Source organism: Paenibacillus sp. FSL H7-0350 (genome assembly GCF_038593195.1).
Lineage (GTDB): Bacteria > Bacillota > Bacilli > Paenibacillales > Paenibacillaceae > Paenibacillus_AQ.
The window spans coordinates 2,948,330-2,966,597 of record NZ_CP151972.1; the positions used below are offsets into that span (position 1 = coordinate 2,948,330).

The window sequence follows — 18,268 nt, forward strand, 5'->3', positions numbered from 1 at the left end:
CGGGCAGGCTGCTCAGGATGCCTTACGCCGCCGCTTGCTCCGGCGGCTTCCGGCATGGCCCGCGCGGCGCTTCTTGCCGCCGCTGGCCCGCCTGCGCGCGGAGCCTGCCGCACGCTTCTTACGGCTCTTACGGCGCGGGCTCTTTCCCGCTGCGCCGCTCCGGGACTTGGCGCGGCGCAGCCTGCCGCGCCGCAACTTCGCGGCCCGCAGCCTTGCAGCGCGGCGCCCGGTCTTCCCCCGCGGCGGCTCTGCCGCGGGGGCGCTCTTCCCGCCCGCCGGCGCAGCAGCGGGCGGGGCTTCCGGGCCGCCGATGAGCTGCGGCGGCTGGAGGCAGTAGCGGAGATGCCATCTCTCCGCTAAGCCTTGCAGCCGGGCGCGGTAAGCCGCCGGGCCGTAGACGGCCTCGATGTGCTCCCGCGCCTGCCGGCCAATGCCGGCCGCCATCGCCTGGTCGGCCAGCAGCGCGTTCACCCGCCCGGCCAGCGCGTCGATATCTCCAGCCGGCACGAGCAGCTCGCCGCAGCCTGCGGCGTTCAGGATCTCCCGCAGGCCGCCGGAATCATAAGCGACGACCGGCTTGCTGAAGGCATAGCCCTCCAGGGCCGTCATGCCGAAGCCTTCCCGGATCAGGCTGGGGACAACGAGCAGGTCCATCGCGCAGTAAGCGGCCGGCAGACATTCTTCATATCCGACGAACCGGAAGCGTGAGGTCAGTCCCTCCAGCTTCACCTTGCGGACACAGCGCTCATAGTAGCTTTTATCCCCCGGAGTCCCCACTACGAGGTAGCGGGCATCCGGATGCTGCTGATGCACCAGAACCGCCATCTTGACGAAATGCTCCAGCCCCTTCTCTTTATTAATGAAGGAAGAGACATAGCCGATCAGCGGGTCTCCCGGGGCAATCTTCAGCTCACTCCGCCGTTCGCCGCGCAGCTTGCTCCAGGCCTCGAACAACAAATCCGCGTCACTCCATGACGGAGGCAGCTGGGTCACCTTGCTATCGCGGATCTCCTCAGGGAAGCACGCTGCCGCTGTCTGTGAAATCGCCAGAATCTCATCGCTGTGGTTGTGGATCAGCTCTACGCTGACCGGGGTGTACTCGTTGTCTGTGATGGTCTCTGAGATCTTCCAGATCACCGGTATACCCAGTGACTTCGCCGCGATTGGCGGCAGGGCATGCACACAAGTGCTGGTGATCACGAAGGACGGGCGGAGCTCCGCAAGCCAATGCGTCAGCTCATGATATTCCCGGCCCTCTTGCAACTTGCGGATATCTGCCGGAAGACCGGCATAGGGGGTGTACACTCCATAGACCAGCGGAATAGACATCAGCCGGACATGAAGGCCGTAGCTCCGGGCCAGCTGTGTCAGCTTCCCGTCCTGCGGAGCTACGAGGATACAATTGAAGTAAGGAGACAGCTCCCGGCTGAAGAATAACAGCAGCTTCTCCGCACCCGTAATACTGCGTGTGTTGGAGACATGGGAAAAGAGGACGATCGTCGCTTTGTCGGCCATGTTGTCTCGGTGCTCCTCTGCGAAGGGCTGTGGAGCAGCCATTCACCTCCTAATTTTTAATGCGCATACTCCATTAACACTCTGCGGTTCACCAACTTAGGACGGGTATATCAGCTGGCAGGCCAACATCTCTGCCCGGTACTCCAGTATATTGAGGGGGCACAGATGCCGGCACGACACCTGTCCCCTGTGATACGCACATTTTGCTGACAGCCTGTTCTACGATTGCCCTGCTGGCTTACCCGTAAATAATAGTGAGCAACTGACTCAGACGTCTGGTGTACGTATGATCCCTCAGTGTCCGTTCGAAGGCACGGAGGGACATTTCCCGGCGCTCTTCCTCGTGTGTCAGATAGTACTGGATTTTGTCCATCAGCTCGCGGGGGCTGGAGAAGGTGTCGATCTCTTCGCCCACCTTGTAGAAGGAACCGAGATCGTCACGGGCATCACTGAGCTGCAGCGTGCCGCTGGCAGCAATCTCGAACGTACGCGGATTCGGCGATACGGCCGGAATATACAGCGTGTTATTGTTGACAACATCATCGATATGCGAGCGGTGAAGGTTGATCACAATCTTCGAACCGCTATAGGCTACGGCCGTCTCCTGAGGAGACATCCACTTGCCGATCTCAATCCGTTCGCCATAGAGCGGCGCTTCGGGCAACCGGTCCCACCAGATTCCGTTAATGACCGTGTTATAGCTCATCAGCTCCGGCATAATATCGCGGAAGAAATTGATCCGGTTCCAGTAGGCGGATCCGATGAAGCTGACCTCACGGCTGACCAGTGAACGTCCGATAGTCGGACGGTAATGTTCGCGGTGCGCGGCAAAGGGCAGATAGTGGACCTCCGCGCAGCCAAGGCCGCGGTAGATCTCTACGCAATTACGCTCCAGTGTGAATACATAGTCATAATGGGCCACAATCTTCATAGTGAAATCGGTGTAATACGGATCATCGGTTAGCCAGATCGCGGTCTTGATGCCCCGGCCGCGCAGAATGGCTACCTGCTCCAGCGGCAAATCCAGACCATCCAGCACCAGCACCAGGTCGGGACGCTGGGCAGAAGCCAGCTCCACCAGATTCTGGCGCACATCGGTAATCGTGACCTGAGCTGTTAACCGCTGGAGTGCGAAGAGTACCGCATCATCCAGCGGAGAATAGGGATAGCCCTTGCCCGAAGCCACGTACATCACATGGATATTCCTTACCGGCTGCGGCTCCTCCGGGCGTCCGTCCAGCACGGCCAGCCGTCCCCGCAGATAGCCTTCGTCATAACCGCCCTTGAAGCCAGTCAGACGTCCCCGCAACTTCTCTTCCTCCGCAGGGGTTCTCGGCAACGGCGGGGCAGGCATAATAAATTCGTTGTTCATGAGTATTCGCTCCTTTTGATCCATAATGAATTTCACCCTCTTGCTGAAGTAAGAACACCCAGTAAATGAGGCAGACGCGAAGTAAAGGTATGCCGGCGCAGCGTGGTCTGCAGTCCCCGCAGCGCATACTGGCGGCGTTCCTTCTCATGCTTCAGGTAATAATCAATTTTGCGCTTCAGCTCATCGGCAGAAGCGAAGGTCTCCAGATCCCGGCCCGGCTTGTAGTGAATATCCAGATCCTGACGGATATCAGTCAGCTGCATCGTCCCGCAGGCACTGATCTCATAGGTCCGGGGATTAATGGAGAGGGACGGAAGCTGGAACGTATTCCGGTTGTCCATCCCTCCTTCCCAAGGCCGGTGGATATTGATAACCAGCTTAGCGCCGCTGTAATAATTGGCCGTCTCCTCCGGCGGGATGAAGCCCTCTCTGATGTAAGGAGACAGCTCCTCGAAGTGAGTCAGCCGCTCCCAGAATCCGCCGGCGATCAGCACCTTTTTCCCCCGCAGGAAGGGGACCAGTTCATCGAACAGCTCCGTGCGGTTGCGGAAGGCATTACCAATGAACACGACATCATAGTGATATTGTGGTCCGGTGTGGCGCGGGTAGAACATCTGGGGGTTGACGCACAGCGGAAGGTAGTGCACAGACGCCGTCCCCAGCGAACGGTAGAATTCCACACAGCCCAGCTCATGCGTGAACACATAATCATAATGCCGGCAGATAACGGATGTGTCCTCGGTGAAATAAGGATCATCCACAAACCAAATTGCCGCCGGGATCCCCAACTGTCTTATTGCCATAATTTGTTCCAGATGATTCTCCGGAAATACATGCAGCCCGTTCATCACCAGCACCGCCCCCGGCAATTCGCGCGCTGCCACCTCCAGCATGGTTTCCGGTGAACAGATTATCAGCTCGCTTACCAGCAGCCGCAGCGCTTCTGCGACTCCCGTATCGATGGCCTGAAACCCCTGAGGAACATACATCAGCCTGAACGGCTGGCATTCCCCCACTTCAGGGGTGTTCAGGCGCTTCACGGCTTCGCACAGGCCGAGATGGTACCCTTCCAGATAACCATCCCGGTAATCCCGTGGAAGCCCGCCTCTCTTTTTTGTTTTCACGGCTTTCACCCTGCCCCGTTAGATTCTCAAGACAGTAGTACTATATGCGGAGTCAGCATCCGCCTCATGGACATCTGTCTGTATTGCGGCGAAATTGGCATATGCCCCCCGGCCTTTCGCCCGCTTGGCCCGAACCCTTGCAGATTTCATCCACTCTCGTCCATGCAGAGGCCGGGTCTGCACTCTGAAGCTTACTCAGGTACTTTGCGGGGGCCCATAACAGCCCCACAAAGTGAGGTCACACATCGAAGCCTATTCAAGTACTTTGCGGGGACCCCATGAATCATCTACAATTAGAGGAAAACCTACTGAGGAGGCACGAAGATATGAGTTCAATCTATGGCCCTATGCTGTATCTGCGCCATGTCGAGCTGCTGCGCGATGCGGTCCCTTCCTTCGGGAGCTATCCGTTTAATCTGCCGGTGGTACGCACCTTGGAACGGCTTGCTTTTCAGAAGCAGGTTACTTTTCTTGTGGGGGAGAACGGTAGCGGGAAGTCTACCTTGCTGGAGGGCATTGCTGCTGCCTGGGGGTTCAATCCGGAAGGAGGAACGCTGAATTTCTCGTTTAATACCCGTGCCTCGCATTCCAGTCTCTATGAATATTTGCGGATTGCCAAAGGGGTAAACGGCCAAGGGACGGATTTTTTCTGCGTGCGGAGAGTTACTACAATGTGGCTACTTACATCGATGAGCTGGATGAGGACCCCGAGGCAGGAAGACCCATTAAATCCTCCTATGGAGGGAGTTCTCTGCATGAGCAGTCGCATGGAGAATCCTTCTTCTCCACATTCGTTCACCGCTTCAGCGGACAGGGCATCTATATTCTGGACGAGCCTGAGGCTGCCTTGTCTCCCGTACGGCAAATGTCGCTGCTGGCGCGGATGCATGAGCTGGCGGAGCAGAATTCCCAGTTCATCATCGCCACCCACTCCCCGATTCTGATGTCTTATCCGGGTGCCGATATTCTTCTGCTGGAGGGAGAGAGCATTACGCCTGTTGCGCTTGAAGATACGGCTCATTACACGGTCACCCGCGCCTTCATGATGAGCCGGGAGAAGATGCTCCGTGAGCTGCTGGGCGATGACTAAACGAACCCCAGAACATATAAATTCAAGTGGAAACGGCATTGCCGTCCTTTCAAAGGACGGTACCGTTTCAGCGAGAAATAGAAGGACAATTTATCGTGTGAAACATAAAAATTCTATATTTTAAAAAAGACACCTCAAGGCGTTGAACGCCCGAGATGTCTCTTGAATTGGCATAGCTGCTCTGTATTTCTCTAATAAAGCTGGTCATCCTTCTCCGTATTACAATCACTGTATTCATTCAGGAGCGCATCCAGCTTCACCGATTGGCGGAGCACCCGGACATCCTGCATCCCGTACTCCAAGGCCAGTTTGTTCAGTTCCTGTCTTGCCTGTTCGATCTTATCCTTGTATTCGTCATTCCCCATAGCGGCCCCCTTGTAGGATGAGGCTGTATCAAGCCATTTCCACTCTTTTACTAAAGTTCCAAACACATTGTATTCTATAATCCGCTAGGGGTCAATTAAGGGTTTGACATGACAGGTTATTTCAGCAGCCTCGACAGCTTATGCAGCGTCCAGCCCAGCATCGCCACCGCCATCATATCGAAGCAGACATTGAACAGGAACAGATGCTTGCCGATATCCGCACGGCCGTCACCGAGGATGGGAACCAGGAACGAGAACAGCCCGATCATTCCCAGCAGCATCATCAATTCTCCGGCAATCCGCCCTGCCGCCTCCCGCGTACGGAAGTATTGATAGAGCAATCCAGCGTAATACACTAGATAGAAAATAACCAGGAACCCGAGAGAATGGGGCAGATGCTTGTTCTTGAGCTCGCTCCACCCGCTGTACATTCCTGCTACCGCGCCTGCAGGCTTGCCCTCACTTTTCTCATAGCTTCCGAGATAGTATGGACGGATGGACATGCTGTTAGCAGCCGCATACTTCATATTCTCTATTAACCGGCCGGGATGCTTCATATAAAAGAACAGCACATCCTTATGCGATACACGGTCATAGAAATCCGGGCCCAGCGATGGATCATCCTGCTTGATCGCCGTATCCCCCTGGAAATAATTTGTCCCGGCTAGTACCTCGAGGCGCTCCGGCAGCCCCAGATCGCGCAGATCCCCGCGCACATCCGGCGATTCATTCAGAATGCCGAAGAACACCGTCTGATACAGGTTGATATGCTTAAGCTCCTTCGGCGCTGTCACGTACATAATCACTGATACCAGCGCTGTAGCCACCCCAAGCCCAAGTGCCAGCTTGCGCCAGTTGCCTGTTCCATGCAGCGTCCGCAGGCGCAGGAAGATCAGCGCGAAGGCGAGGCCGACGGGGGCATTCTGGATTTTGGAGCAGATCAGGAACAGCACGGCAACGAAGAACAGCGTAAGAGCCTTGGATGACGGCTGCTCCTGCCCGGTAAGCCTTAGACCGAGCGCGAACGTAAGCAGCATGAAGACCATCGACACGGGTTCGCCGAACAGGGAATTGAAATAAGCCAGATAGCCGATATCGTAGAACACCAACAGCATTCCCGCCCCCAGAAGCAGGCCTGTGGCATAGGAGCTCTTCGCGCCCAGTTTGACGATCATCCACGTGGCAGCCAGCAGCAGCACTGCATATACAATTGCCAGAAGACGGATATCGAAGTAACTGCCGTGAAATAAGCCCGCAAGCAGCCTTGGCACCAGCACCAGTAGAATTTGCGAGGACGGGTAGAAGCCCGTAAACAGATCATCATAAGCAAATTTAGAATGACTGAAGCTGAAGAAGCGGTCGGCATAACCCTCCCCGGCATCAAAATAATTCAGTCCGACCGTATTCATCATCCGCAGGAAATCGCCGTTATCGGCAACGCCTGTGAAGGGCCGCACGAACAGCAGATAGAGGATCAGCACAGCGCCAGCCAGCGAGATGAGAACCTCGGGTTTCCATAGTCTTTTCATAACATTCTCCTAACGCTGCGGAAGCAGCTTCACATATTCATCAGATAAGCCCATCAGCTTCAGAATGTAGTCGTAATCGCTCTGATAGGCATTGAAATCCTTAACTGGCTCATGCGTATCCAGCGAGACCGCCTCACCATCCGCGAAGCTTGTACCGGGCACGAACAACACTTCATCATTGAAAAAAGAGCCTGTCGGCAAATAATAGCGCATGCCCACCACGTTGCGGTCCACATTCAGCAGATCATGACCAAATGCCGTGAACCCCTCATCCTTCAGCGATACCCCGAGCAGATTGGCTACCGTCGGCAGCACATCCAGCTGTCCGCCGGCACGCTCCACAACCTGTCCCTGCTTCATGCCGGGCACGTGGATCACGAGCGGAATGTTGAACCGGCTGATCCGGTCGTCATATTTGATGCCAAGCGTCTCCTCCACCTGCTCCGCCGGGACATCCTTCGGCTGCAGGCCGAAATGGTCGCCGTACAGCACCAGCACAGTATCCTCCCACATGCCCTGCTGCTTCAATCCGTCAATCAGCGTGCCTATCGCATAATCCGTATAGTTCACCGCGCTCAGATAATCACCCAGCATCGTGCCCTGGAGCTTGTCCGGTATCTGAATGCGGCGGAAGCTGTCCGGCACCTTGAACGGATGATGGCTGGAGGCCGTGACCAGTTGGGCATAGAAAGGCGTACCCTTCTGATGCAGCACCGCCAGCTTCTCCACGGCAGTAGCATAGAGCTGCTCATCGGAGGCTCCGAAGGAATTAAAATGGTCATTCTTGAAGGAGCCCTTGTCATAGTAGCCGTTGAAGCCAAGCGCAGGATAGAGCTCATTCCGGTTCCAGAAGCCCACCTTGTTCACATGGAACGTGTACGCCTCATACCCCTCATCCCGCAAAAGCCGCGGCAGTCCCGGCAGCTCCCGGTCTCCGAAGCCTGTGGACATGGCAAGGGAAGCGATTGGATAGATTGAGGTGTTGCTCATGAATTCCGCATCCGAGGTATTGCCCGGACCTACCTGCTGATACACATGCGGGAAATAGAAACCCTCTCCGGCCAGGCCATTCAGCACCGGCGTCAGCTCCTGACCCTCCAGTGACTGATGCAGCGGGAAATTCTGAAACGCCTCCAGTTGAATGATGATGACATTCTTCCCCTTTTGCGATCCGTAATGCTCCGGCAGTCCGCCTGTCATAGCCTTGTAAGGATAGGTAGCCTCCAGTGCCTGCACCTTGGCTATCGTCTCCTGAATATCACCGGTCCCGATGAGGCCGTTATCCTCCTGGGCCTTGATCGCTGCCACCACCTCATAACTCAGAAATCCGGCCGTCTCCGCCTGGACCAGCTCATTGGTAATTCCCCGGGCCGAATGAATCGAATACGCTGACAGCGAGCCGCCTCCAAGGATTGCCACCAGCAGCACCACCCGATAGATGCTCCGGGATCTGCGTACAGGCCGACTGTCCCTCTGCCACCGTTGTTCAGGCCCTCTCTTCCATCTGCGGAAGAGCGAATAGACCATCACTATCAGCAGATCGGCAAAAAACAGATAATCGACCCACTCAATCGTAGATTCCACACTCTCTTTTACCTGAAACACCTGGTTCAGCTCATAGAGCGCCAGATAGGTAGGCACCGAGCCGAAGTGATTGAAGTACACACTAGCCGCGAAGAGCAGCAGCGATAATAAGCCATTGAAGGTCCAGAAGACCCCTTTTCTCATCCGTCCAGGCGTAATAACAGCCAGCACACCCAGCAGCAGGAGCACCGGCGCCAGATCCGCAGCGATCCACTCCCAGGCAATCCGGTCAAAGAACAGCCCTCTCAGCAGCAGCAGCTTCAGCCACAGCAGTCCAGCCACGATATAGAAATGCGCCTGCGCAGACGCAGGTTTGCCCTCTCTCATTGCGATTCCCCTCTTACTCTCTTCATTGATAGTAGTGTGAAATTAATTCCTTGTTTCTGTAAAAAGCTCACGTTGCTCTAGTATAGCAATACTCGTAAACGGAATCAAAAGAGGGCCACCCTATTAAACAACTGAGCGGGAGAAAAGGTTCATTTAAAGTCATTATCCTTTCACGGACAAAAAAAAGCAGAGGAGCGAAGTCCCCTGCAAGGCTACAATTTAAATCTAAGACGCTTCTGGTCGAGGCTGCAATCATGCCTCCAGCCACTATAGTCAGTTTGTCCGGAACAGCTGGCGGTGAAGCCCCTTCCGCTCAGGATAGCCGCGCGCTGCCCAGCAGTCTTTTAATGGAACAGTTCGCTTCATGAAGCACGACCTCCTTGTCGATGGTCTTCAGCAGCCCTGAGTGCATGAGAATCTCACCGTCAACCATCGTTGTCTCCACATCAGCACGGGTGGCCGAGTAGACGATCCGCGAGATCGGGTCCACATCATAAGAGGGGAAGGTGTGAAAATTATAGAGATTAAGTATGGCCAGATCCGCCTTCTTGCCGACCTCGATGCTGCCGATCTGATCCTCCATCCCTACCGCCTTCGCGCCCCCGATCGTTGCCATCCGAAAGACGCTCCGGGCATCCATCGTAGTCGGGCCATGCGCGGGCTTCTGGATGACTGCCGCCAGACGCATCTCGTTGAACATATCCAGGTTATTGTTGCAGGGCGCGCCGTCTGCACCCAAGCTGAGGTGAATATGGTCATGAAGCATGCCCGGTGTATCGGCAATGCCGGAGGCCAGCTTGAGGTTCGAGCCCGGGCAGTGGCTGACATGAACCCCGCGGTCCCGCAGAATCCGCTTCTCCTGCTCATCCAGCCAGACACAGTGCGCCAGAATCAGACGTTCGTTAGCCAGCCCCAGGTGATCCAGATAGACGATATTGCGCATACCGGTCATCGCCTGCACAAGCTCGATCTCGCCCAGATTCTCGGAAGCATGGGTATGCACCTTCACCCCGTAACGGGCCGAGAGGCTCTCCACCTCCCGCAGCAGCGGCTCCGTACAAGAAATGACAAACCGCGGGGAAAAAGCATACTGAATCCGGCCGTTCGCATATCCGTTCCATTTCTCCAGCAGATCCACACTCTCCTGCAGCGAAGCCGCCGTCTCCTCCTGCAGGGCCGCCGGTGCATCGGGGTTCTTCCGGTCCATCATGACCTTCCCTGACAGGGCGCGGATACCGCTCTTCGCAATCGCCTGGAAGGCATAATCCGTATGATGTACCGTCTCCATATCCACGATGGTCGTTGTGCCGCTGGTGATTAATTCCCCAATGCCAAGCATGGCAGAATAGTACAGCGACTCCTCATCATGCGCCGCCTCCAGCGGCCAGATCCGCTTGCGCAGCCAGTCCATCAGCTCCAGATCATCCCCTTTGCCGCGAAACAGTGTCTGGCAGAGATGAATATGCGTCTGGATGAAACCGGGGATAACCGTCCGGTTCTTGGCGTCGATGACAAGCTCATCACCTCTCACTTCAAGGCCGGTGCCAATCTCCACAATCAGATCACCTTTGATGCGGATATCACCGTATATAATGTCCTCCTGCTTGTTCATCGTAATAATCTCCGCATGCTTGATCAGGATATTCGCCATTGTCTTCTCCCCCTAGTCTTGTGATGTCCGGCTGATCTGTAACACAAAAAGGCCACAAAAATATGCCTCAGCATATTTTCGTAGCCAGAAATTTACGGTTCCCGGTAGAGACCCTTAAACCAATTATTAAGGATATACGAAAAGGACTATTCAATTACTAATGAATAATCCAATCATAGTCCAAAGACAACTTTCATGTCAATAAGAGTAATGAAAGTTCACGCGCATATTCGATTAAGTGAGGTCAGGGCACGATTTAACATTTTAACACTAGGTAATCAAGAATAAATGTAATGTTATCTCACTTCATTGGGAATTAGTTCTCCATATTCTATGTCAGTGCCTTCTCAAACACCGGAAAAGCAGCGGTACGGCCGGGAAAATGAATCTCGCCTCTCTGGGAATACCCGAGTGAAGGATACAGCTTAAGCGCCCTGTCGTTCTTCGCGTATGTATCGAGCCGGATACTTCTGTACCCGCTGCTGCGGGCGAATTCCTCAGCAAAGGCGATCAGCCGCCGGGCAATCCCTTTGCCCTGAATCTCGGGATGTACCGCAAGCCGGTGCATGATCAGATGCGGCCCTTGCTGCTGTTCCCATTCAATGCCTGCATATTGCTCCGCCTGGTTCTCATCCAGCACAAGGATTCCGGCGATCGCCTCTTGCTCCAGGCAGACAAATAAGGTTCCCTTGCCGATATCTTCACTAATGACTTCTCGGTTAGGGTATCCTTCATCCCATTGATCGCTTCCGCCTGCCTGCATAACTTGTACACATTTGGCAATCAGATTCATGATCCCCTGGACCTCCTCACTCCGCGCTCTTCGTATCTCATTCCCCATCATGTACGTTCCCCACTTTCCTGCCTGAATAGTGAACCTGGTAAAGATTCTGTTAAGAAGTCTACCATATCCGGCCGGAAATTCCGATAGTCCGCCTTATCCCAAAGTATCCCATGAATTGTAGGGTCGGCGCATTATGCGCCGACCCCTGTAGCCGCTGTATCGGCCTGCACGTTGCTGTGCCTGCGGCTCTGTCAGCCGAGCTCCAGCTTATGCCCGTCCTCGAAGCCCTTGGCGAAACCGGCGTCGAACCCCACGTTGTATGCTTCGGTGTAGCCCTGCTGATAGGCGTCTCCCGGCGGCAGCTCCGGCGGGACGCCCAGATCCGGGGGGAGCGGAACCACCTGCGGCTGGGGAGGGGGCTCGATAGCCGGGATAACCTGCACCGGCGGCTTAACCATGCGGGATCTGCGGAGCAGCCGTCTGCGTAGTCTTCTTTTTCTGCGCAGCAGCAGGGATTTCTTCCCCGGCTTGCCTAGCAGACCCTTGCGTGATTTGCCTCCGGGACCTTTGCGTATCCGCGTCTTCCGCGACAGCAGCGGTCTGCGTCTCTTCCCCTTGCCCGTGGAACGAAGCTTGCCCAGTCTCTTCCTCTTCATCTTCTACGCCTCCTGTACTTCATCTACTCCTGGCGGTCCCCTCTGAGCAGACCTTACTCAGCCAGGGGGCTGCAGGCACTCCTTCTTTGGGCTCATGCAGTGAAATACCGGATATCATCCGGCACATTGAACTCTGGTACCCGCTAAGAATCCTGATATTGTCGCTCAGCTTGCGGGCTGTCAGCTCCGATTGCCCCGTCACTTCAGCAATACTCTCAAGGATGGCTGCGAGCGCTGCCTGGCTGCGGGCGATCGAGCGGATCATCTCCAGCTTGACGGCATGTTCGGAGAGCAGCCCGCCGCTCATTTGCTGTCGTCCCCGAAGCTGAAGCCTTCGCTATCCCCGCCGAAATCGCCGCCCTCGTCTTCCCCGCTGCCCAGCACCGCCTTCAGGTTGCTGTACAGCCCGTTCTCCAGCTTCGTCAGCCCCTCTACCATTTCCACGATTACCTCGTGAATAGAGATGGATTCCTTCAGCTGGTCTTCGTGGGAGTCGAACGCTCTAGCGTGGATGTGATGATGGGTCCACTGCTTCACTTTTTCCGCTTCCACCGCTTTGGCCTCGAGAATCATCGCGATGTTCCACTGGATGGCAGCGGTCGACTCCAGCATTTGCAGATATGCCTTTTCTCTGCTCATCCTCCGCCTCCTTGCTCAGGTTACACGTTACCCTTACTCTTCTTCCTGACCGTTTAATTCCTTGATGACCCTGCCCACTCCCTCAGCCATCGCCTCTTCAAGATCGGCAAGTGCATTGAGGTAAGCAATGATGTTTTTGTTGACTTGACCTGAGCTTTCCACCAGCCCACTGAATCCGCCGAAATCAGGGTCCGCATCCGGCAGATCGTGAACTATTTGCGACATACGGACGGCTACGTGGCGTTCGGCGTCGAGAATCCGTGCCATTTGTTCGTGCGTATGGGCCATGTGCTGCAGGACTTTTGTAATTTTACTCTGCACCTTCATGTCTCCTTTGCTCAAACGCCCTGCTACAGCATATGCGGCAGGAGCCTTTACGGTGCCGATACATCCATTTGAAAAACAGGGATGTCAATTCCTTTTGTCCTCCATTCCTGGGCAGTGCATTCCGATAATTGTCCATCCTTCATAGAAACAATTCGATCAAAGTAGTGTGCCTCCTCAATATTGTGGGTGATCAGAATAATGATCTTATCGCACTTCATTCTCTGTAATAATTGTAATAAAGCATCCCTTCTCTCCAGATCCAAGGAAGCAGTGGGCTCGTCAAAAATAATAATATCCGCATCCTTAATCAGTGCTCTTACTATATCCAACCTCTTTTTTTGGCCACCAGAGAGGTTGTTTCCTCCACTGCTCAAAATCGTATCCCATTGATCGGGCAAATTCATAATTTCATTATACAAATCTATCATTTTACAATTTCTCTCCAACACACTGTAATCCACATCTGCTCCAAAATTCAGATTGTTCACAATGGAATCATTAAAAAACAAAGAAACCTGAGGAATATAGGCTGTTCTTTCCCTATACTCACATAAGTCCATATTCGCCAGGTTCATATTATTGATTAAAATTTCCCCTCTTTGCGGCTGATATAGTCCCAGCAGCAATTTGGTCAAAGTTGATTTTCCGCACCCGCTTGGTCCGACAAATGCGGTAATTTGACCTTTATGAATGGTACAGGAAGTCTCTATTAGCACTGCACGCTCCTCTGCACCGTAAGAAAAACAAATATTATCAAGTGTTATTTCGTTTATATATTCAGGAGGCCGACTCCCACCCAACCTCTCCTCAACTTCGTCATAGATAGATTGCAGCCTTTCTATAGCTGTCAGTGCACCTTGATAGCTATTGTTAAATTCACTGAAGAACCTTGCTGTACCGAGCAGCATATTCTGATAGTTTATAAGTGAAATAATCATCCCTATTGAATACTTGTTCATGAAGATCCCGATTCCGCCTATTATCCATATCACTCCTGACAATAAGTGAATGAGTATGCTACTTATATTAATATTAACGGAATACGCCAGTTCCAGCTGCATTTGATTATTGTACTGTTTCTTATAAATGTTTTTGAATCTATGTTCTACATAATGAAAAGCCCCATACATCTTTGTAATGAGTATATTATTGTAGGTTTCCATAATTTGATTAACCGAATGTTCATTGCTTTTCATTGTTTCTTCAGCATATTTTTTAACTTTTTTCCCGAAATATCTATTCACCGTTATGTAAAGAACAATCACAGAGGCCGAGATTAAGAACAGTCTCCAATCAAAATACAAAATCATACTGCAAGCAAATATAGTCGTGACCATGTTACTGAAAATTTGAATAGTCATATAGCCGCAATTTTGCTTTATTGTATCGATTTCTATATTATATCTTGATAAAATGTCACTTAATTTATGGGAATCAAAAAAAGAATAAGACAGACGGCTAAGCTTGTTATTTAATTCTTTTTTCAATGTAAAGCTTAGTTTTTCCACAATCTTAGCCATCATATAATCCTTGAAGATATTAAAAAGGCAATTTAGCAAAAAAAGACTGATCATAATGGAAACGCACTGAATGAACAAATTGAAATTTCTGTTTGGGAATGCTCTGTCAATAAGCTCTTTATACGTCAAGGGAATGCATATGGTAATCAAACTTTGCAGGATAGTTACAGTTAATACCAATATAATGAATTTCTTTTCTTGAAGCAGATACTTCTTCAAAAAGGTTAAATATGAATGTTGCATATGAAACAACCTTTCATTATGCCATTATCATTCTTTCTTTTTTCAAGTACTCCAATAAAAGAACCAGATTTTCCTGCTTTGTTTCTACCTTGTCAAATTCATACAGCATAAAATTTACGAATAATTTTTTCAAATCACAATCACTGTAAATATCTTCTTCCTTTTTTTCTTTTTCGATGATTTCAGCAGCACATGGGCCGGTACAAAAATATTGGATGTCACAATCATTGCATTTTTCTCTTCTATTCACCAAGAACACACTTTTAATATTTTCATCCTCTTTTTTAACATTCAGATTATTAATTATTTGTTTTGCTCCAGTTTCTCTGATATTGCCTAATTTAAAGTCATCGGTCTGAAAATTGGAACACATATATATACCGCCATCCGGATGGATTCCCCAGGTTCTTCCGTAAGCTCCACACTCACTTTTGGCCTGCACACTGCTTAAAAAAACCTCGGCAATATTATCACTTAGAAGTCCTTTTTCAAGAACAAAGCTAAGCATATCCACATAGATGTCAATTTTGTCGGTATAATTCATTGTTGTATTGCCAGTTGCTGCTCGCCCGACTTCACTCACAAATCTAAGCAGACAGGCTGCATCATATTCATAGGTCAAACGAAGAGCCTCGGAAAGATATTGAGAAGTGTACGAATTGATTACAAAGGAGAATTTAAGACCACAGCCATGGGCAACTATATCGTTGAATTTCTGTTTCATTTTTTGTAAGGTCAGCTCATTGTCAAATATATTTTCTATACTGATTTCAATTGCCCCCACATATTGTGTAGCTTCCTGTATTGTCTGTTTATTAAGCAAGATGCCATTGGTTTGAAGAAGAATACTTTCTTTTCCAAATTCTTCTTTAAATGCTTGCAATATAGCTGTAATATCTTTCCGGACAAAGGGCTCTCCTCCAGTAATTACAATGGTTTTGGGATGAACCTCCCGGATTTTTGGAATTACAACCTGTCTGATTTCTTCGATAGAAAGATCATTTTTAGTGCTGACCCCCGTCCCTGAACTCATACTGCAAAAATCGCAATTTAAGTTGCATTTTCCGGTAACAGAATAGTATACACTCCTGATAGAATCTTTTCTGGTATTTTTATTGAACAAACCAAATTTCCTGTCTAAATAATCAGAAAATGAAGACCAATTCACGCTGTATTTATCATAAATTTTCTGGCTCATTTTAACCCAATGCGAATTTTCAGGATTCAGGATCAGTACTTTTTCGTTTTTTTTAATGATCTTGATTGGAGTGCTATCCATTTGCATAACTTCCTTCATTTATTTTTTTTAAGCTGCGTAAATTATCATAATAGAATGAAGTTTTAAATTTCTGCATGAAACATAGTGTTGGGTCCGGGATATTGACATCACCATTTGTATCCAGACTTTGCATAATACAGCTTTTAGCCTCGCATAATTCGTAGATTTCACAAGCAAGACAGGTTTCATTGTCAATGGAGTTCAACTGCTTGAGATATGCGATTTTTTGGGGATTTAATCCTCTGTCTACATCTCCAAGACCTTCTTCTTGCGCCATATGTGTAGAACACGAAAAAAACGTACCGTCTGTCCGAACATAGAGACTAATAATCCCCGCACCACAGCTATAAAATTTGCGTTTTTCTTCTACGGAATGAAGCACTTCATTCACAAAGCTCCATCCGAAAGCCCGTTGTTCATTGAAGCACCGTTCATATAATGCGTATATCCTGTAAATGTGGCTGCAAATGGTCTCCAGTTCCTCTTCAGTCCAATCGACGAACAAATCAATGGCAGTGTCAATGATTTTTACACCCAGCTCTTCTACCAGGAATTTTACACTTTCATAAAAATACATATAATTATTTCTGGTTACAACATTTGTAACTTGAACATACTTTCCCGTTTTCATTTCATAATCCGTAATGTAATCCCAATTTTTTATTATTTTATTAAAGGAGCCGCGCTCATTATGGGTGATCCGGTTCAAGTCATGAACCTCTTCGTATCCGTCAATACTTATTTTTAGATCAAATTTGTTCCCAATCAGGAAATCCATAAATCTTTGGTTTAAAACCGTCGCGTTTGATGTCATTGAAAACTTGAGATTAAAACGTTTGTCCTTATTTTGCTCCAAAATATACGACATCATCTGGTTAAGCAGCTCAAAGTCAAGCAGCGCCTCTCCTCCGATAAAATCAAACCAAATTTTCCGGTCTCTATGGATCTCAGCTTTTTGAAAGGCCAAATCAATACTTTTTTTAGCGGTTTCCAGTGACATAACCGTTCCTACTTTTTCACCCAGATAACAATACTTGCACTTCAAATTGCACTTTTGATTGATCTCCAATGTCATAGAGTACATGTAAATGCTCCTAACATTTATTATTTGGCTGCCACTTCGCTAATAATGGATTGCATAGTTGTGCTTATTTCAATGTTATTCGCCTCAGCAATTTCAAAATACCGCATCAATCTCGGTGTTTTCTGGTCATACATTCGGCTAATCACAATATAATTATGCTTGTACAAAATTCGTTCCAATTCACAGGTTATGTCTGAAGGTATGTTCAAATAGCCTGTGATTCTGTAATTCTGAAAACCGCATTTTTGACCGCTGCATGTAAAGGCGATATCACATTGCTTACACTTTTCGGAAGATTTTACCGAAGCTCTAATGGAGTCCAACAGCTTTTTCCTTTCGATTCCCGACTCTATATTTCCGATTTTCCACTTGGGATCATTCAATACATAGCCGCAGGGATATATTTCTCCGCTGCTGTTGACTGTAAAATGTCCAATCGAGCCGGCAGAACAATACATCGCCTTTCTGGCTGCAAAAAAGGTAGTCAGTTTAAGATCATGTAAATTAAAAAGGAGATCCTTGGTGTAAGCAATGGATGTCAGATAAAATTCATCGAGTAATTCCATCTGATGATCTAATTCGTTCAAAGTTTCAGGGGTCCAGGCTCCAAAATCATCATAGGCGGCATAGATATTCTTGACCCCCATATGATAGAAATAGAGAACATTCTTATGAAATAAATGGACATTATTGCATGTTACTGTCATGCGGATGCCAAAGGCCACTTTAAGCTCAATCAACTTCTGGATGTTCGACAGGATGCTGTCGTAATAATCTCTCTTATCCAAGCTTTTTCTGTTTATATTGTGAGTTTCTCTATCTCCATCAACACTGATAGAAAGTTTAAAATTATTATTTTTCACTATATTCATGACATTATCATCCATTAAAATCCCATTCGTCGTCATTTCAAATTCAAATTTGTCTTTGGATTCGGCCCATGCACTGTCTATATAATCGAAGAGTCCAAAGAACATTTTTTTATTCAGTAAGGGTTCCCCGCCCAATAAGTTAAGATGAATGTTTTCATCCTCTGGATTGTTTTTGATCATAAAATCAATGGCGGTTTGCATGGAATCCATGCTTAATTTGGTCTTTTGCTTCTCATTCCCTTCATAACAGTAAGTACATTGAAGATTGCACCCGTCAGCCAGATTTAATGTACACTCCATATGGATT

16 protein-coding genes, 1 pseudogene and 1 riboswitch are annotated in these 18,268 nt (G+C 49.8%); of the genes and pseudogenes, 1 reads left to right on the forward strand and 16 read right to left on the reverse strand.

Annotated features, from left to right (window positions below; all coding sequences use genetic code 11):
• Positions 1 to 12: 12 nt before the first annotated feature.
• The 3 genes from NYE24_RS13465 to NYE24_RS13475 form a co-directional block, all read right to left on the reverse strand.
• Positions 13 to 1,515 (reverse strand): glycosyltransferase family 4 protein, encoded by a 1,503-nt coding sequence (locus NYE24_RS13465; RefSeq protein ID WP_342478879.1) that lies wholly within the window; start codon positions 1,513 to 1,515, stop codon positions 13 to 15.
• A gap of 238 nt (positions 1,516 to 1,753) precedes the next feature.
• Positions 1,754 to 2,887, reverse strand: a complete 1,134-nt coding sequence (locus NYE24_RS13470; protein WP_083678123.1) for a glycosyltransferase — start codon at positions 2,885 to 2,887, stop codon at positions 1,754 to 1,756.
• A gap of 32 nt (positions 2,888 to 2,919) precedes the next feature.
• Complete coding sequence (locus tag NYE24_RS13475; RefSeq protein WP_143804400.1) at positions 2,920 to 4,011, reverse strand: DUF3880 domain-containing protein; 1,092 nt, start codon at positions 4,009 to 4,011, stop codon at positions 2,920 to 2,922.
• A 347-nt stretch (positions 4,012 to 4,358) separates the two neighbouring features.
• On the opposite strand from NYE24_RS13475, the pseudogene NYE24_RS13480 reads away from it, so the two are divergent.
• A pseudogene (locus NYE24_RS13480) lies at positions 4,359 to 5,101 on the forward strand (AAA family ATPase).
• A 191-nt stretch (positions 5,102 to 5,292) separates the two neighbouring features.
• Here NYE24_RS13480 and NYE24_RS13485 read toward each other — a convergent pair.
• The 13 genes from NYE24_RS13485 to NYE24_RS13545 all read right to left on the reverse strand — a co-directional run bounded on the left by NYE24_RS13485 (position 5,293) and on the right by NYE24_RS13545 (position 18,261).
• A complete protein-coding gene (locus tag NYE24_RS13485; protein ID WP_076082320.1) occupies positions 5,293 to 5,466 on the reverse strand; it encodes an aspartyl-phosphate phosphatase Spo0E family protein in 174 nt (57 codons plus the stop codon).
• Between the two features lie 116 nt (positions 5,467 to 5,582).
• Positions 5,583 to 6,995, reverse strand: coding sequence for a hypothetical protein (locus tag NYE24_RS13490; RefSeq protein WP_076160942.1), 1,413 nt, complete (start codon positions 6,993 to 6,995; stop codon positions 5,583 to 5,585).
• Between the two features lie 9 nt (positions 6,996 to 7,004).
• Positions 7,005 to 8,906, reverse strand: coding sequence for an LTA synthase family protein (locus NYE24_RS13495; RefSeq protein ID WP_342478880.1), 1,902 nt, complete (start codon positions 8,904 to 8,906; stop codon positions 7,005 to 7,007).
• A gap of 313 nt (positions 8,907 to 9,219) precedes the next feature.
• Positions 9,220 to 10,557: a 5'-deoxyadenosine deaminase gene (locus NYE24_RS13500; RefSeq protein ID WP_076160948.1), complete on the reverse strand. Its 1,338-nt coding sequence runs from the start codon at positions 10,555 to 10,557 to the stop codon at positions 9,220 to 9,222.
• 61 nt (positions 10,558 to 10,618) lie between these two features.
• Positions 10,619 to 10,717: riboswitch (purine riboswitch) on the reverse strand.
• A gap of 171 nt (positions 10,718 to 10,888) precedes the next feature.
• Positions 10,889 to 11,350, reverse strand: coding sequence for a GNAT family N-acetyltransferase (locus NYE24_RS13505; protein WP_235218584.1), 462 nt, complete (start codon positions 11,348 to 11,350; stop codon positions 10,889 to 10,891).
• A 242-nt stretch (positions 11,351 to 11,592) separates the two neighbouring features.
• Positions 11,593 to 11,997, reverse strand: a complete 405-nt coding sequence (locus tag NYE24_RS13510) for a hypothetical protein (protein ID WP_036701529.1) — start codon at positions 11,995 to 11,997, stop codon at positions 11,593 to 11,595.
• Positions 11,998 to 12,016: 19 nt separating this feature from the next.
• A complete protein-coding gene (locus NYE24_RS13515) occupies positions 12,017 to 12,304 on the reverse strand; it encodes a hypothetical protein (protein WP_036701531.1) in 288 nt (95 codons plus the stop codon).
• Complete coding sequence (locus NYE24_RS13520; protein ID WP_342478881.1) at positions 12,301 to 12,636, reverse strand: restriction endonuclease subunit S; 336 nt, start codon at positions 12,634 to 12,636, stop codon at positions 12,301 to 12,303. The genes NYE24_RS13515 and NYE24_RS13520 overlap by 4 nt, the downstream gene beginning before the upstream one ends.
• Positions 12,637 to 12,669: 33 nt before the next feature.
• Positions 12,670 to 12,957, reverse strand: coding sequence for a nucleoside-diphosphate sugar epimerase (locus tag NYE24_RS13525; RefSeq protein WP_036701568.1), 288 nt, complete (start codon positions 12,955 to 12,957; stop codon positions 12,670 to 12,672).
• A gap of 53 nt (positions 12,958 to 13,010) precedes the next feature.
• Positions 13,011 to 14,726 (reverse strand): ABC transporter ATP-binding protein, encoded by a 1,716-nt coding sequence (locus NYE24_RS13530; RefSeq protein ID WP_342478882.1) that lies wholly within the window; start codon positions 14,724 to 14,726, stop codon positions 13,011 to 13,013.
• Between the two features lie 16 nt (positions 14,727 to 14,742).
• On the reverse strand, positions 14,743 to 16,005 hold the full coding sequence (locus NYE24_RS13535; RefSeq protein ID WP_342478883.1) for a radical SAM protein: 1,263 nt from the start codon (positions 16,003 to 16,005) through the stop codon (positions 14,743 to 14,745).
• Entirely contained in the window at positions 15,998 to 17,089 is a 1,092-nt protein-coding gene (locus NYE24_RS13540) for a radical SAM protein (RefSeq protein WP_342478884.1), read from the reverse strand. Before NYE24_RS13540 ends, NYE24_RS13535 begins: the two co-directional genes overlap by 8 nt.
• A 20-nt stretch (positions 17,090 to 17,109) precedes the next feature.
• Positions 17,110 to 18,261 carry a radical SAM protein gene (locus tag NYE24_RS13545; RefSeq protein ID WP_342478885.1) on the reverse strand — a complete coding sequence of 384 codons (1,152 nt, stop codon included), beginning with the start codon at positions 18,259 to 18,261 and terminating at the stop codon, positions 17,110 to 17,112.
• Between the last annotated feature and the right edge of the window lie 7 nt (positions 18,262 to 18,268).

What these genes read in the sequence shown, in the direction of transcription:
- NYE24_RS13465 (WP_342478879.1), bottom strand. Translation starts at nt 1,515, where the DNA reads ATGGCCGACAAAGCGACGATCGTCCTCTTTTCCCATGTCTCCAACACA.
- NYE24_RS13470 (WP_083678123.1), bottom strand. Translation starts at nt 2,887, where the DNA reads ATGAACAACGAATTTATTATGCCTGCCCCGCCGTTGCCGAGAACCCCT.
- NYE24_RS13485 (WP_076082320.1), bottom strand. Translation starts at nt 5,466, where the DNA reads ATGGGGAATGACGAATACAAGGATAAGATCGAACAGGCAAGACAGGAA.
- NYE24_RS13490 (WP_076160942.1), bottom strand. Translation starts at nt 6,995, where the DNA reads ATGAAAAGACTATGGAAACCCGAGGTTCTCATCTCGCTGGCTGGCGCT.
- NYE24_RS13495 (WP_342478880.1), bottom strand. Translation starts at nt 8,906, where the DNA reads ATGAGAGAGGGCAAACCTGCGTCTGCGCAGGCGCATTTCTATATCGTG.
- NYE24_RS13500 (WP_076160948.1), bottom strand. Translation starts at nt 10,557, where the DNA reads ATGGCGAATATCCTGATCAAGCATGCGGAGATTATTACGATGAACAAG.
- NYE24_RS13505 (WP_235218584.1), bottom strand. Translation starts at nt 11,350, where the DNA reads ATGAATCTGATTGCCAAATGTGTACAAGTTATGCAGGCAGGCGGAAGC.
- NYE24_RS13510 (WP_036701529.1), bottom strand. Translation starts at nt 11,997, where the DNA reads ATGAAGAGGAAGAGACTGGGCAAGCTTCGTTCCACGGGCAAGGGGAAG.
- NYE24_RS13515 (WP_036701531.1), bottom strand. Translation starts at nt 12,304, where the DNA reads ATGAGCGGCGGGCTGCTCTCCGAACATGCCGTCAAGCTGGAGATGATC.
- NYE24_RS13520 (WP_342478881.1), bottom strand. Translation starts at nt 12,636, where the DNA reads ATGAGCAGAGAAAAGGCATATCTGCAAATGCTGGAGTCGACCGCTGCC.
- NYE24_RS13530 (WP_342478882.1), bottom strand. Translation starts at nt 14,726, where the DNA reads ATGCAACATTCATATTTAACCTTTTTGAAGAAGTATCTGCTTCAAGAA.
- NYE24_RS13535 (WP_342478883.1), bottom strand. Translation starts at nt 16,005, where the DNA reads ATGGATAGCACTCCAATCAAGATCATTAAAAAAAACGAAAAAGTACTG.
- NYE24_RS13540 (WP_342478884.1), bottom strand. Translation starts at nt 17,089, where the DNA reads ATGTACTCTATGACATTGGAGATCAATCAAAAGTGCAATTTGAAGTGC.
- NYE24_RS13545 (WP_342478885.1), bottom strand. Translation starts at nt 18,261, where the DNA reads ATGGAGTGTACATTAAATCTGGCTGACGGGTGCAATCTTCAATGTACT.